General features: G+C 60.8%; 13 protein-coding genes and 4 pseudogenes. 10 read left to right on the plus strand and 7 right to left on the minus strand.

The annotated features are described in order from the left end of the window. Positions 1 to 48: 48 nt before the first annotated feature. From EI171_RS00190 to EI171_RS00205, 4 genes and pseudogenes are all read right to left on the minus strand, one after another. Entirely contained in the window at positions 49 to 1,395 is a 1,347-nt protein-coding gene (locus EI171_RS00190) for an IS5 family transposase (RefSeq protein ID WP_161532248.1), read from the minus strand. 258 nt (positions 1,396 to 1,653) lie between these two features. Next, positions 1,654 to 1,974 (minus strand): transposase, encoded by a 321-nt coding sequence (locus EI171_RS00195; RefSeq protein WP_161532249.1) that lies wholly within the window; start codon positions 1,972 to 1,974, stop codon positions 1,654 to 1,656. A 228-nt stretch (positions 1,975 to 2,202) separates the two neighbouring features. Next, complete coding sequence (locus EI171_RS00200) at positions 2,203 to 3,036, minus strand: creatininase family protein (protein ID WP_161532250.1); 834 nt, start codon at positions 3,034 to 3,036, stop codon at positions 2,203 to 2,205. A 76-nt stretch (positions 3,037 to 3,112) separates the two neighbouring features. Next, positions 3,113 to 3,808: pseudogene (locus EI171_RS00205) on the minus strand (transposase); the annotation flags it as partial. 237 nt (positions 3,809 to 4,045) lie between these two features. On the opposite strand from EI171_RS00205, the gene EI171_RS00210 reads away from it, so the two are divergent. Next, positions 4,046 to 4,654 carry a phasin family protein gene (locus tag EI171_RS00210; RefSeq protein WP_161532251.1) on the plus strand — a complete coding sequence of 203 codons (609 nt, stop codon included), beginning with the start codon at positions 4,046 to 4,048 and terminating at the stop codon, positions 4,652 to 4,654. 67 nt (positions 4,655 to 4,721) lie between these two features. After that, positions 4,722 to 4,931, plus strand: coding sequence for a sigma factor-like helix-turn-helix DNA-binding protein (locus tag EI171_RS46560; RefSeq protein WP_371740235.1), 210 nt, complete (start codon positions 4,722 to 4,724; stop codon positions 4,929 to 4,931). 214 nt (positions 4,932 to 5,145) lie between these two features. On the opposite strand, the gene EI171_RS00215 is transcribed toward EI171_RS46560, so the two are convergent. Next, positions 5,146 to 6,489: an IS1380-like element ISBdi2 family transposase gene (locus EI171_RS00215; RefSeq protein ID WP_161532252.1), complete on the minus strand. Its 1,344-nt coding sequence runs from the start codon at positions 6,487 to 6,489 to the stop codon at positions 5,146 to 5,148. Between the two features lie 138 nt (positions 6,490 to 6,627). Between EI171_RS00215 and EI171_RS00220 the strand changes: the two are divergent. Continuing rightward, positions 6,628 to 6,765, plus strand: a pseudogene (locus tag EI171_RS00220) (IS5/IS1182 family transposase); the annotation flags it as partial. 350 nt (positions 6,766 to 7,115) lie between these two features. Here the strand turns inward: EI171_RS00220 and EI171_RS00225 are convergent. Further along, positions 7,116 to 7,322: pseudogene (locus EI171_RS00225) on the minus strand (integrase core domain-containing protein); the annotation flags it as partial. A gap of 210 nt (positions 7,323 to 7,532) precedes the next feature. Here EI171_RS00225 and istA point away from each other — a divergent pair. The 7 genes and pseudogenes from istA to EI171_RS00260 all read left to right on the plus strand — a co-directional run. Continuing rightward, complete coding sequence (gene istA / locus EI171_RS00230) at positions 7,533 to 8,486, plus strand: IS21 family transposase (protein ID WP_161532253.1); 954 nt, start codon at positions 7,533 to 7,535, stop codon at positions 8,484 to 8,486. Beyond that, positions 8,476 to 9,048, plus strand: coding sequence for a transposase (locus EI171_RS00235; protein WP_161532254.1), 573 nt, complete (start codon positions 8,476 to 8,478; stop codon positions 9,046 to 9,048). The genes istA and EI171_RS00235 overlap by 11 nt, the downstream gene beginning before the upstream one ends. 66 nt (positions 9,049 to 9,114) lie before the next feature. Then, complete coding sequence (locus EI171_RS00240; RefSeq protein WP_246740239.1) at positions 9,115 to 9,615, plus strand: ATP-binding protein; 501 nt, start codon at positions 9,115 to 9,117, stop codon at positions 9,613 to 9,615. 283 nt (positions 9,616 to 9,898) lie between these two features. Then, entirely contained in the window at positions 9,899 to 10,912 is a 1,014-nt protein-coding gene (locus EI171_RS00245; protein ID WP_246740240.1) for a tyrosine-type recombinase/integrase, read from the plus strand. Continuing rightward, positions 10,909 to 11,886, plus strand: a complete 978-nt coding sequence (locus EI171_RS00250) for a tyrosine-type recombinase/integrase (protein ID WP_161532257.1) — start codon at positions 10,909 to 10,911, stop codon at positions 11,884 to 11,886. Before EI171_RS00245 ends, EI171_RS00250 begins: the two co-directional genes overlap by 4 nt. Further along, the gene (locus tag EI171_RS00255; protein WP_161532258.1) at positions 11,883 to 12,908 is read left to right on the plus strand and encodes a tyrosine-type recombinase/integrase; all 1,026 of its coding nucleotides are present in this window, start codon (positions 11,883 to 11,885) and stop codon (positions 12,906 to 12,908) included. Before EI171_RS00250 ends, EI171_RS00255 begins: the two co-directional genes overlap by 4 nt. A gap of 122 nt (positions 12,909 to 13,030) precedes the next feature. Beyond that, positions 13,031 to 13,276 (plus strand): annotated as a pseudogene (locus EI171_RS00260) (ATP-binding protein); the annotation flags it as partial. A 402-nt stretch (positions 13,277 to 13,678) separates the two neighbouring features. Here EI171_RS00260 and EI171_RS00265 read toward each other — a convergent pair. Continuing rightward, positions 13,679 to 14,401, minus strand: coding sequence for a 4'-phosphopantetheinyl transferase superfamily protein (locus EI171_RS00265; RefSeq protein WP_161532259.1), 723 nt, complete (start codon positions 14,399 to 14,401; stop codon positions 13,679 to 13,681). Between the last annotated feature and the right edge of the window lie 79 nt (positions 14,402 to 14,480).

Raw genomic sequence — 14,480 nt, forward strand, 5'->3', positions numbered from 1 at the left:
TCACCGGCGAACAAGCACTATCATTGCGGTGGCGGAGATAGTCGATCGTTAATAAGCCGAATTGGGCTGAACTGGACAGTTGAGCGTTGGCCAGAGTGAGAGCAGGAAGAGGGACAAAAGGTCTCTGAGCCAAGCCAGGACACGGCGGAGGTTGTGGCCAACGGCCGAGAGGAGAACGTTAGCGGCATCTCCGGCGCGGCCTTTGAGATAGCAGCGGCCAAGGTGACCTTCGTTCTTCATGTGTCCGATGATGGGCTCGATGGCTGAACGGCGGCGTAGCTCGCGCTTGATGACCCCGAAGACGCCGCGCTTCTGGCCCGAGATGAAGACGCGGCGGGGATTTTGTGTGTCGTGGCCGCGATATCCCTTGTCGACATAGGCCCGTTCGATCGGGCAGCCGGTGAGGCTCTCGGTGCGCTCGATGACGTCGCGAAGGGTGTGACCGTCGTAGGGGTTGTCCGGCAGCGCGCAGGCGTGGAGCACGAACAAGCCGCCGGGAGCTCTTTGGTTGTTGGTGACGATGGATGCCTTCACGCCGAACTCATAGGGCGCGGCGGCCTTGCCCTTGCCGATGCACTCGACCTCCGGAGCATGGAAGGAATACAGCTTGAAGCCGCGCTGGCGCTGCTGCTGCGAGCGGATCTGGGTGGCTCGGCTCAGCGGCAGGGCGAATGCCTCCTCCAGTGCGGGCTGGCCCTCGGTCTTGCGGCGAATGTCGCGGATGATCCGGCCCAGCCGGCTGCGCAGAAGGCGCAGCTGTCGCTGATGCCGGTTGAATTGTTTGGCATGAGCGTAGCGGCCCGCCATCATTGCCGCGCTTTTGGCCACGCGAGCATAGGATTGCCGGAGCCTGACCCCGTGCTTCCTCGCCAGGCGGTTCAACCCGCGGATCGCTGCATGCAGCAGCTTGGCGTCGGTCGGAAAGCTGATGGCCTTCGGTTGGACGGTCGTGTCGACCGTGACCCGCTTGAGGTCCTGGCTGCGCAACGCACCGCTCGCGTGCGCCACCCGAAGGCTCTCGGCCAACAACCGCTCCAGCTTGTCGCCGAGCCGCTTGCGCCAGTGGCTCAGGTCTGAGCGCTCATGCGGGAAAACGTGCTGGAAAAACTCTTCACCGGTGAAGAACTGGAAGTACGGATCGTGGACCCAGCGCTCGCACACCCCTTCATCGGACAGGCCGTAGATGTGCTTGAGCAGCAGCAATCCGATCATGAATCGGGTCGCGATACCCGGCCTGCCGTTGTCGCTGTAGAGCGGCGCGATCTCGCCGTCGATCCAGTCCCAATCGACCCTGCCGGCGAGCAGAACCAGCTCGTGTCGCATGTTGATGATCTGGTCCAGCCGGGACCGGAACAGATCGTTCGAGCCTGTCGTCCTGTGCTTCTTTGGTCGCATCGGTGCCTCCGATGCAGCACAGAATCACGGTTCGCAGCGGCAGGGAAATCCAAAATCGAAATTGCAGGGTTTTGGGCTGTGAAGCCTCAATCCCCTGCAATCTCAAATGCCGCCGCAACCGGAAAACAGACTCCCAATCAAGTGCTTGGAGGCTTGTTCACGGACAACGAGATAGTCTCAGTCAATCTCCAAAAGATAAAACATTCTCGACCTTCCTAGAGCGGTTCACGAATTTACTGAATCTGGAGGGATTCCGGTTCAGCGGCGAATATGATTCAAGATGCTTGTCAAGCGGCGTTGGACTGGGACCCCGGCCGGAGCCGGCGTAAAGGCGATCTCCACAGGAACAAGCGCCGGCGCGGCATCCCCGCTCAGCCGGTCCTCGCGCACCAACGGGCGCCACGTGAACAATTGGCTCGCAGACAACCCGTTGCGCCGAGCCGTCATTGACACCAATCGTGGCCCGCCATAGCTCTCGGCAACGATCCGCTGCTTTTCTTCCAATGTCCAACGGCGTCGAACGCCCGTCGAGACAACTTCCAGTCGGGAGACCTTCGAATTAGGCGTATGGTCAGTCATCGCCTATATCTTCACCCTCCATCGCACCGCGCAAGGCGGCCCTCGCCGGAGCGATACCGCCGACTGTCGCCCACCGAAGTCAATGGTCAACTTAATTCGTGCTAGAAGTGACTAAAAGAGGCTTCTTTGCCGATCCTTAAACGTCATTTGCTAGGAAGAATCGCACGAAATGGCGGCTGGGCGAGCGCGACAACCGCTAATGTCATTTTCGATCATATCTGAATAGATCTATTCTGCTCTGCCAGCCGTCGTCTCTTGCCCGCGGCCTGGCCGCCACACCGGATCCGGGCGAGACCAGAGTGTCTTGTCGCGGATTGCTTCTGCCAATGCCTCTGCCTGCAGTGCGAGAAAGCGCGCCCCCTTTTCGGCCGTTGCAGTCCGCGGGTCTCCCCAGGTGCCTGTGATCGGCGCACGTTCTGAAAAAGAGTAGAAACGAGAGAAACCTGGCGGCGCCTGGATCGGCGCGGGAGCTTGCTGCATCGCCTCGTCCAGCTTATGCGCCTTCACCATATCCCCCGCTATGGCCATCATGACGGAAGTTTCGCCTTCGCAAGCATGTTTCGGCGCGGTATCGGATTCAAAGATCGCCGCGATCTTGGCGGGGGCTAGGAACCACGGCGTCGTCGCAACGATTGGAAGATCGTATTTCACCGCTAGTTCGCGCGATGCAACAGCAAGCGGATCGATATTTCCGCCATGACCATTTACGATAAGCAATCGCGAAAATCCCAACGCTCGAAGAGATCGCACAATGCCTTCAAGAATGGCGCGATAGGCGACGTAGTCCACGCTGATCGTGCCTCCAAAAGGCAAATGATGCTCGCTCAGACCCAACCATAGGCCAGGCAGCACGGCGACCGGCACCGGATTTGAGTCCGCAGCGACCAACCGGGCAGCCGCAACCGAAGCGGCGCTGGCGCTGGCTGTATCGGTAATGACCGGCAGATGCGGCCCATGCTGCTCCAGCGAGCCAGCGGGCAGGATCGCCAGAACCTCCTTGTGCGCGGCTATCTCTCGCAATTCCGGAGCGGTCATGCGTGCCCATTCGACTTCAATGCACATATTTGATCTCCCGAAAGGATTGGGGATGTCCCGATCGCTGTTGAACTAGGTCGGGCCAACGTTGCCGGAATGAATGTTACGCGGCCCTCGAGACGTGGGCAACGGGCTTGATCGTCATGCGATCGTGGTGAGCTTGAAGGGCCGCACGCAAAACCGACAATTGCTGCTTATGCGCCTTCAATCGTCGGAAGCCCTTGTTGGCCTCGATTATGCCGGCCGCGACCGATCGCAAGGCCATACCGGCATCCCGCCAGCGTTTGACGTTGCGCGTGACGCGGCGAATGGTGCCCATCATGTTCTCAGCGATGTTGGTACAGGCAAGCGATCGACGAAGCTCCTTCGGCAGCTTTAACCGGACGACAGTCAGGATTTCGTCGAGGCCTTCGAGGATGCTGGCCGCTACGCCGGGCCATTGCTGGTCGAATCGACGCGCGAGATTGCGGATCAATTTTTTAGCCTTGTCGGCGTCATCGAGCTCCCAGGCATGGCGCAGCACCCGACGGGTCGCCGCATTATGCTCTTTCGGCAGGCGTTCCATGATGTTGCGCGCCTTGTGGATCTGGCAGCGCTGGATCGCCGCGGCCGAACCGAAGGTGCGGCGGATCGCCTTCGACAACGCTTTCGCGCCGTCGGCGATGAACAGTCTTGGCACCGTCGGGTCGAGCCCGCGCGAGACCAGGTTGTCCAGCAAGGCCTGAACCGTTGCCACATTCTCGGTCGCCCCTTCCACCAGCGCCAGCGGATGCTTGTTGCCTTCGCCGTCAACTCCGATCTCTTGCTGGTGGCCGCGACCGGGGTTAGGGCCGCGTCTAACCGACCACTTCCAAAGCCATAATCACTGTGCACAGGTGCTAGAATTAGTAGGTTCGCTGTTCTCAGTGCTCAGCTAAGTAAGAAGAGCCGTTTTGGAACAAACCTGTCCTGAACATAAGGCCCGAAACACCTGGCAAGTGCAATTGACGGTGCTAAGCACGTCATCAACTCGCAGAAAATAAAATGGAGAACAAGCATGGCAAACGTACGCCAGGACGACAAGTCTACACCAGGGACAGATGATGCAGCTCGCCGTGCCGGCGAGCGGGCTGCCGAGCAGACCAGCCGTACCGGACAAGCTGCAGCTGATCAGACTGCGCAGGTTTGGCAAGGTGCCGCTCAAGCCGGAGAAGAAACGGCCCGATCAACTTCCAACTTTCTTAAGCAGAACCTCGAGACGGTGCAGAACGCATGGCGGATCGGCCTGGAAGCGACGACCTTAGCCGTGGGACGCTCTACCGAGCAACTTGGACGCGCGCTCGGCCTCTCGGGAGAAGGGGTGCAACAGGCAAAAGAGGCAACGGAACGGTCGGCGCGCAACGCGCAAAAGATCCTTTACACCAGTAATGCTGCTGCCAAAGTGATGAATGGAATTTCTCAAGAGTACAGCCAGATGGTTCGGCATCAAGTCGGGAAGAACATGGACTACATCCGCGGGCTGTGGACCTGGCGGACCCCTCAGGAATTTGTAGCCGCACAAAGTGATATTGTGCGGGAGTCTGCGGAAATTGCTCTGGAGGGTAGCCGTCGGATCGCCGACCTGTCGCTCAAAGTGGCCGACGAAACCGGAAAGCAGATCAAGTGAAGTATGGAAGAAGTCCGGCACTCCGCCTAACGGGCATATCTCACTGGCATTTCAGATTTCGGAGCGCGTGTTGCCAGCCAAGTCATGGTCCTCAGAGGAGGAGCAGCAATTGTTACAATTGCTTCGGGAGACCAGTTTAACGCAGCGGGAGATCGCCCAAAAGCTTGGACGAACTGAGGCTGCGGTGAGTGCCCGGTTGACGATCGCAAGGAAGCGGGGCGTGGACGGGGCGGCGCCTCCTCGATCACGTACGCCCGACAATCAAAGTCCGACTTAGCCGCAGCTTGGCCCCCACGCTGGGGCCCGCCTTACGGTGCAAGTTAGCCCGTCCTATTCGTGAGAGTGCGTTTTTCTAGTCCGATTGATGTGGCCGCACATCTGCTCTGACGAGGCGCACAGGAGTGCATTCGGCTTTTCACCGCCTGACCACCCGTACTTTGCAACGCGCTTGAGGGATAGGTTGGGCGAACGGGGGGCGGACGCCCCGCCGGTCAAGGACTGAGCGGCAGCAGCGCGCCGGGCAAGCCGCGGATCAGGTCGGCTTCGGGACATGCCGCGGAAAACGCAAGGCGAATGCGGCTCGTGGTCTCGACCACACGGGCAGCGAGTTTCAAGAGACGAAGACGCAGCGTCGCGAACTCGGCAGTGGCCAATTCCCGGGCTTTGGGAATGGCGTCGCGCACGGTCAGCATCAGCCAATAAGCGGCCGTATGGAGCACGATACGGACCTGGTTGGCGAGCGCCGAACGGCAGCTGGTGCGGTCGGAGGCGAGCTGCGTCTTATGCAGCTTGATCAGATTCTCTGCTTGGCCGCGCGCGCAATACAGGCTGTCGTAGACCCACTCGGCCGAACCGACATCGAGGCTGGTGACGACGAAACGGATGTCGAGGCCAAGCATGGTCGCCTCAATACGGGCGACGGTGCGCCGTTCGCGATCCCAGGACTTTGCCTTGTGGCGGGTCTCGGTATAGCCACGCAGAACCGGCAGGTTCTCGATGGCGCGTCGGGTGCGGATGTCGTCGGCGACCTCGTCGACTTTTCTGGCGAGAGGCTTGGTGCCGGACAGACCGAAGATGTAGTCGATGCCGTTGGTCTCGCACCACGCCATGGCCTCCGGCCGGGCATAGTGCCCGTCGCCACGGAACGTAATTCGCGTGTTGTGCCACCGCGTCCGGATATGCCGTACCAGGCGGCGCAGAAGGGCACGCACCTCGACGCCGCCCGGCGTCTTGCCGGGCCTCAGCACGACCGCCACGGGACGGCTCTTCTCCGTGTCGTAGACGTGGATCGGCAGGAAGCAGCGTTCGTCATAATGAGCGTTGAACAGCGAGAGCTGCTGATGGCCGTGGACGACATCGCAGGTATCATCGATGTCGAGCGTGACGGATGCCGGCTCGCGCGGGTAGCTATCCATCCATGCGTCGACCAAAATGTAGGTCAGCCGGATCACGTCGCGCAGGCGCGGCGCGTTCTCCAGGCGTGACAGCGTCGGTTGGGAACACAAATCCCGGCCCGTGTCCGGTAGGCGACCGCAGGCCAGCTTGAATGCGGGATCGGACCGCAGATGATCGAGGTCGTCGGCGTCCTCGTAGCCGCAGCAGATCGCGAACATGCGCGCGCGGAACATATCGACCAGGCTGTGCACGACCCGCGTCGGATCGCGCCGATCCGGGAACACCCGGGCCAGATTGTCGGCCAAACCGAGACGCCGCTCGGCCATCGCCAGAAGCATCACGCCCCCATTCGAGGTTAGGCGCCCACCATCGAAGGCAGCTGTGACTTTCTTGGCGTGAATGGCTGGAAACGAGAAGGGCGGAATCGTATCGTCGGTCATGGCGGGCGTGGCGTTCGCGGTTGGAGGTGATGGGGTTGGCTTCCAACCGAATCCTACGCCGTATCAACGCTTTACACCACGCTCGCCAGCCTCTCGGGCGCCTCTTACGAATAAGACAGGTTAGATAAGTTCTTCTAGCACGTCTTCCCGCACGAGCGCTCGGACCTGAGCCACTGGCGCAAGCGGCTCGGCGACAAGTTGGAACTGCTGCTGGCCGAGAGCCTGCGGGTGGCACACAAGGCCGGCGCGTTACGTGGCCAAGACCTCAAGCGGGTCTGAGCGGCGGCCTGATTCCGGTCCTTCGTGCCCGAGGCCCAGGCCGTCGGCGTGAGCCGCTCCAGCCTGAGCTATCCGCCCACGGCGACATCAACCCCTGAGTCGGTTCTGCAGCGCCTGCCGATTGGCAACGACCTTCCGCAGGTCTGGCTCCCGTCCTTGCTCCAATTGCCTAACCAGGTCCCGCGTGCCGTCCACGACAAAAGAGCTGGCCCCGGTTGTTTGGACAGCGCCCCGCTGGATTTAAGTGGATTCCTGCCGGGTTATGCTGAACGCGGGGCTTTACGATTTTGTCGTTGCGTCGGGAGGGCGTAGCCCGACCAGAGCGACGACAAAATCGTCGGCGACGGTCATGCGGCCATCACCATAGCTTGCGTGCCGAAGTAAGCCTCGTCGGGCGTGCGCCCGTCAAGGCTCGAGTGAGGGCGTCCCTGATTGTAGAAGGCCAGATACTTGGCAATTGACGCTCGCGCCTCGGACACGCTGTCGTAGGCGCGGAGATAAACTTCTTCGTATTTGACCGTGCGCCAGAGCCGCTCGACAAACACGTTTGCGCGTTCCAGCCGATCGTGATCACCGATTCCAGGCCATCGTGATCACCCATTCCAGAGCATCGTGATCACCGTTTCCAGCCGATCGTGATCGCTATTTCCAGCGATCATGATCGGGGACAACCAGGAGGCGCGCACCGCTGACAGTCTGCAACGGGGGTAACTCGGTCTTTTGCCCAACCGCAGAGGATCGAGATGCCGACAGAGAGACTGTCCATGCGCCACATTCGCGAAGTTCTACGCCTGCACTACAGCGTCGGCATGTCGCAACGCGCCGTTGCCCGCAGCCTGGGCTTGGCCCAGGGCACGGTCAGCAAGTACGTCAACCGAGCCCGCCGCGCCGGTCTGACCTGGCCGTTGCCGCCGGAGCTGGATGACGACGTCCGGCTCGAGAACCGCCTGTATCCGCCGCCCTCCGATCGGCCCAGCGAGGAGCGTCCGCAACCGGATTGGGCGCTCGTGCATCGCGAGCTGCGGCGCCGGAACGTCACGCTGATGCTGTTGTGGGAGGAGTATTGCGACGCAAACTCCGACAGCTTCAGCTATGCGTGGTTCTGCGAACGCTACAGGGAATGGGCCTGCCGTCTCAAGCCGACCCTGCGCCAGGTTCATGTCGCCGGCGAGAAGCTGTTCGTCGACTATTCCGGCCACACCATGGAGGTGGTTGACGGGCTCAGCGGCGAGGTGCTGAGCGTGCAGATCTTCGTCGCCGTGCTCGGCGCCTCGAACTACACCTACGCCGAGGCCAGCCTCAGCCAGAGCCTGCCGGACTGGATCGCCTCGCACGTTCGGGCCTTTGCCTATTTCGGCGGCGTGGCCCGACAGACGGTGAGCGACAATCTGAAGGCCGGCATCACCCGGGCCTGCTTTCGTGAGCCGATGGTCAACCGGACCTATGCCGATCTCGCGCCATTACCGCACCGCCATCGTGCCGGCACGGCCGTATCGGCCGCGCGACAAAGCCAAGGTCGAAGTCGGGGTCCAAATCGTCGGGCGATGGATTCTGGCACGCTTGCGCAACCGCCGCTTCTTCTCGCTCGTCGCCCTCAACGAGGCGATTCACGCGCTCCTTATCGAGCTGAACGATCGACCTCTCCGGAGCTGGGGACGAAGTCGGCGCGAACTGTTCGAGGAGCTCGATCGTCCGGCGCTCACCCCCTTGCCGGATGATCCGTACGAGTATGCCGAGTGGAAGCGCTGCCGGGTCAACCTCGATTATCACATCGAGATCGCCAAGCATTACTATAGCGTCCCTCACAACCTCCTGCATCAGGAGGTTGAGGCTCGCATCACCCAAAAGACCGTTGAGATATTTCTCCGCGGCAAGCGGGTGGCGTCGCATCTGCGCAGCACCTTGCCACATCGCCCGACCACGATTCCCGAGCATATGCCGAGCTCACATCGCCGCTATCGCGACTGGACCCTTGAGCGCATTCGTTCCGAAGCCGCCAAGGTCGGTCCCGATGCCCAGACGCTGATCGACGTCATCCTGCGATCGCGGCCACATCCGGAACAGGGCTTCCGCTCGGCCATCGGCATTCTCGGGCTGGTCAAGCGCTACGGCCAGGAACGCGTCGATGCCGCTTGTGCCCGGGCCCTCCTGCTCAACGCCCGGTCGTACAAATCGGTCGCCGCCATCCTCAAGAACGGTACTGACAGAACTGCTCCTCCCGCCGAGGAGGCGCCCATCCTCTTCCACACCAACATCCGTGGCCGCAGCTATTACAATTGATCAGGAGAGATCAGCATGCTCATTCACCCCACCGTCGATCGCTTGCGCGCACTCGGCCTCGCCGCCATGGCCGATACCTGCGTCGAACTGCAGAACAATCCCGAGGCGGCCGAGATGCCGCACGCCGATTGGCTCGGCCTCCTCGTCGATCGCGAGGTCACCGCTCGCGACAACCGCCGCCTCACGCGCCGCTTGACCAGTGCCAAGCTCCGTCAAGCCGCCACCATCGAGAACGTCGACTATCGCACCGCCCGTGGTCTCGATCGTTCGCTCTTCCAGAACCTCGTCACCTGTCAATGGATCCGTGACAGCAACCACCTGGTCATTGTCGGCCCAACCGGCACCGGCAAGTCCTGGCTTGCCTGCGCGCTCGGCAACAAGGCCTGCCGCGACGGCTTTTCCGTCCTCTACAAGCGAACATCCCGCCTGTTCGCCGATCTCGCCCAGGCGCGCGGCGAAGGTCGTCTGGCGCGCCTGATCGCGGCCCTGGAGCGCGTCAATCTCCTCATCCTCGACTTATGTGCAGCGCGCAGTGATGTGGAGCGATATAGATCTCCCCGCTATTAACAGCCGCTTCGACCGTCCCTACTCAACATAACTGACGACGGTAGCGTGGTTCTCTCTCGTTCATCCGAAGGAGGCAACCATGCTCGAACACTTATTCCGGAAGGTTCACGCGGGTTACACGGCATCGCCCAATGGCACTTTGTTGGAAGATTTCGCTACTTGGCTCATCTCGGCTGGCTACGCCCGATCTACGGCCTGCCACCACGTACGAGGCCTAAAGGAAGCTCTCGACCGGATGTGTTCAACGCGGCTTGATTGCGATACCGGCGTTTCGGGAGGGTTCTTGTCGCAAGCATTTGCCCCCGCATCATTGCAAGGCACCCGACGCGCCGTTGAACGTTTTCTCATCGCGAGACGGCTGTTCGTCAAAGAACCAATACCCGAGCCGTTCTCAGCGCTTCTTGATCGCTACAGATGGCATCTATCGGAGGTGCGTGGCCTTACCAGCGCGACCGTGGAACAGCACATCGCAACAGTGAAGTGCTTGCTCGCGCACGCTTTGCCAGCTGGCGCCCCGCTGCATGCGTTGTCAGCTGCCACAGTCGAACGGTTCGTAATGACCAATGCGCGGCGCATTAAGCGACAAACCCTACAGCACGTTGTCGCTCGCCTCCGCGCCTTTCTTAGGTTTTGCTTCGACCAGGGCGAGATCCGGCAACGGCTCGACGCAATTGACGCGCCGCGCGCCTACCGAGGTGAACGACCGCCTCGAGCTCTGGCTTGGCCGCTTGTAAAGCGGCTGCTGCGCTCCATCGACCGATCGGAGCGGCTTGGCTGGCGAGACTACGCGATCCTCCATTTGATGGCGCATTACGGCCTGCGGCCCTCCGAGATCATCGCACTGACGCCTGGCTCCATCGATTGGGATAGCCGGACGCTCCGCGTCAAGCAGTGTAAGACCAGATCAGATCTGGCGCTTCCTCTAGCCGAACAAACCATACGCATCCTCAGGCGCTATCTGCGCCGCGGCCGGCCCGGCGGGGCGCACCGCGAACTTTTCCTCCGCGCAAGCACCCCCGTAGGTCCCCTCACGCACTACGCCATAGGCGATCTCTACCAGAAGCGCGCACGTCAGAGCGGTCTGCCGCTGCAGGATACATCCTCCTACTGCCTGCGCCATTCGTTTGCGATGCGTCTGCTCGATCGTGGTGTCGGCATCAAGGTGATCGGTGATCTGCTCGGCCATCGAACTCTGGAGAGCACCTGTGTCTATCTCCGGCTGCAGACCGGGGCCCTACGAGAGGTCGCGCTTCCTCTGCCAACGGCGACCATCGGCATCGAGGAGGACGCAGCATGAGCGCGACCTTATCGGCGAGCGCGTTCAACCAAGCGGTTGACCGTTATTTGCAGAGGCAACGTTCACTCGGGCGCGGCTATGTTCATGAGGAGCGCGTAATCGACGCTCTGCGTCTATTTCTGGAGAAGAACACCTGTACTGACCTCGATCAAGCGCTCTTCGAGGGATGGTGCGTGTCTCAAGGTCATCTTTCTGCAAACACGCGGCGCAATCGCCAGCGTATCGTGCGCAACTTTTGTCTCTATCGTCAGCGTACCGAGCCAAGTTGTTTCGTTCCGGATATCAATCGCTTCCCACGTCGGAGCCCCCATGCACCGCCGATCATCTTTGGGGCGGCCGAAGTCGCCAGGATGTTGGCCATAGCCGATCGTTTGGCTCCGACGTCAAGTTCGCCGCTGCGGCCAGCGGTGATGCGACTTGCCGTGGTCCTGCTCTACACCGCGGGGCTCCGTAGGGGCGAACTGCTGCGTCTCACCTTGGCCGACGTCAATGCCCGCTATGGCATTTTGCACATTCGTGCGTCGAAGTTCCACAAGTCGCGGATCGTCCCGTTGTCGCCGGATGCCTGTCGGGAGCTGAGGTTGTACCTCAGGAAGCGGTTTCGATCACCTTTGAGCCATTCGGCGGATTCACCCTTGCTTTGCAATACCAAGGGGTGCGTGCGCGGCTACACAGGTACCGGCCTGCGGGAAGGAGTCCAAACGCTATTCCAAATTGCCAACGTTCGAGGCCCCGACGGGCGAATCCCGCGGGTGCATGACTTTCGTCATAGCTTTGCCGTTGGGTCGCTGTTGCGATGGTACCAGCAAGGGGCGGATGTCCAATCCAATCTGCCAAAGCTTGCGATGTACATGGGGCACGTCTCAATTGTTTCGACTGCCTATTACCTCCGTTGGATTCCACAACTTTCTGCTGCGGCCAGCGATCGGCTCGAGAGGCATTTCGGCCACCTCATCACAGGAGGTGCCGCATGAGATCCCAAAGACCTAACGAGCTCGGCAAGAGCATCGAGCGCTTCTTCCGAGAGTATCTGCCGACGCTCCGGGGCACCAGCCGACACACCATACGCAACTACCGGGATGCACTCGTTCTGTTCCTGCGCTTTACTTCGTCGCAAACGGCCAAGGCTATCGAGGATCTCGATCTTGTCGATTTCACGGCGAAGCAGGTGCAGGACTTCCTGGCGTTTCTGGAGGCTGAGCGTCACAATGGAGTAGCCACTCGCAATGCGCGGCTTGCGGCGCTGCATACGTTCTCTCGCTTTCTGGCAACCGAACAGCCCGCCTATCTCGCCGAACTGCAGCGCGTGCTAGGCGTACCGTTCAAACGCGGCGCGCGGAGCAAGCCGATCGAATACCTTGAGCCGCAGGAAGTCGAAGCGTTGCTCAAATCGATCGACCGGTCCACAGAACGGGGCAAGCGCGACTATGCATTGTTCGCACTGATGCTCAACACTGGAGCCCGTGTTCAGGAGATCCTCGATCTGCGGCCGTGCGACATCCGCACTGATCCTCCTCATCAAATCCGGCTGCGCGGCAAGGGCGACAAAACGCGATTGTGTCCAATTTGGCCGCAAACCGCACGACTTCTGCAAGAACTGTCGAACAGTGCTGCTCATTCGGGAGGCCGCGACGCTCCGCTGTTCGTGAACCGCCAGGGCAACAAGTTGACCCGCTTTGGCGTTCGTTACCTGCTCAAGAAGCACATCACGGCCGGAGCCAACGCAACCCGCACGCTGCAGCAGAAGCGGATTCATCCCCATTCCTTGCGGCATACGACCGCCATCTTTCTCCTGAAGGCGGGAGTCGACTTCGCGACCATCAGCCAATGGCTTGGGCATTCGTCGCTGAACACAACCATGATCTATGCAAGGGCGGACATCGATCTAAAACGCCAAGCGCTTATGCAGGTGTTCCCCGAGATCCTCGCACCGCCTCGCGCCGGGCACGTCTCTTCTGCGGCGATCAACATTGTTGATTGGCTGAAGAGGCTATGACCTACAGGGTAAATTATGTGGAGTTGGGGGCTGTCAAAAACCGGACCAGCGCCGACTGTCAACCCTCAACTCCACATCACTGCGCGCTGCACATAAGTCGAGTCACGTTGAGCTCAACGTGATTGGACGACTGGGGACCAGAACCTCTCGACGCCGACCAACGCCGTGATTTGCTCGAAATCGTCGAGGATCGATACGAAGCCCGTTCGATTATCGTCACCAGCCAGCTGCAGCTGCCCGTCGATCGCTGGTACGAAATCATCGGAAACCCCACCATCGCCGACGCGATCCTCGATCGCCTCGTCCACAATGCCTACCGCATCGAACTCAAAGGAGAGAGCCTCAGGAAGCAGAAGCAACCCGCTTGAGATCAACCGGTCTCTTGACCTTCCCAGCCCTCGACGACATCATGAAATTGACCCATGCGAACGACGCCACGGGTGGCCGGCTTCAGATCGGAATGCCCGGCCGGCTTCGAATTGGAATGCATGGCCGGCTTCGTCCGGAATCCGCATCTTGAACGAGCACAAGAAGGAGAGGCTGCGCGATGAGCGTCGTCTCGACCCGGAATTCGCGTCAAACCTCCACTCGGCTCTTTCGCCGTTTCCGCAATAGCGATGGCGTTTCTCAGCTTCGCGATGCTTCCCGTATAAATCTGCTACGGCTCGTCATCCTGTGATGAGGATTGGCTCGGACCGCCCGAGCAACCCTCGGACGCGCAGCGTAGGGCGAGCCGCCTCATCGGCAGAGGCGGACATTCGGGCTTACGCTCATTCGGGTGAGCGTACTTGACAAACAGATAGGGTCACCGGACAAGATGCTGGTTTTCGGACCGCGAGGGCCAGCACATGCTGTGGACTCGGCCGCTGCTCGATGAACTGCCATTGAGTCGCATCATCGGCCTCGCCCTGGCTAAACGAGATGGAAGCCGGATTCAGCGAGAAGGAAAAACTGTCGAGTGGGCGACTCAATCCCTCGCCGGTCGCCTTGATGAAAGCCTCCTTTAGGGTCCAGAGACGGAAGAAGCATTCGGCTTGCTCGTCTGGCGGTGCGCCGCGCAAGATGGCGACCTCCGACGGGCTGAAATAGCGTTCGGCGGTATCGAGGCTCGCCCGGCTCGGCGTGAGCGTCTCAACGTCGATCCCGACGTCGACGCCCACGCTGACCGCACAGGCAACGAAGCCCCTGGTATGCGACAGATTGAACCGAAGTTTGGGCCGGCCGATGGCCCGATCGATCTTGGGCTTGCCATGCTCTTCGACGATGAAACGCCAGTTCGCGGGCGGCAAGCTGCCAACCGATGTAAGCGCGCTACGAACCAGCCAATGTGCTGCGACGTATGTCGATCGATCGTCCTGGAAATAGAACTTGTCCGCCTGTGCCTGCTCAGAAGGGTCCAGACAAGCACGCCATTGCTTAACAGCTGCGGCCGAAGGAGAGCCCAGCCTCATCCACCACACCGCGACTTCGGTCGATCTCGAGGTGCAGATCATTACTTCACCTGACGCGAGCGGGACCGGCCCGCCACGATCACGCCGCACTTCCGGCCGCAAGGCGTCTGGAGGTGCCCGC

The organism is Bradyrhizobium sp. LCT2, from assembly GCF_009931255.1.
GTDB classification, from domain to species: domain Bacteria; phylum Pseudomonadota; class Alphaproteobacteria; order Rhizobiales; family Xanthobacteraceae; genus Bradyrhizobium; species Bradyrhizobium diazoefficiens.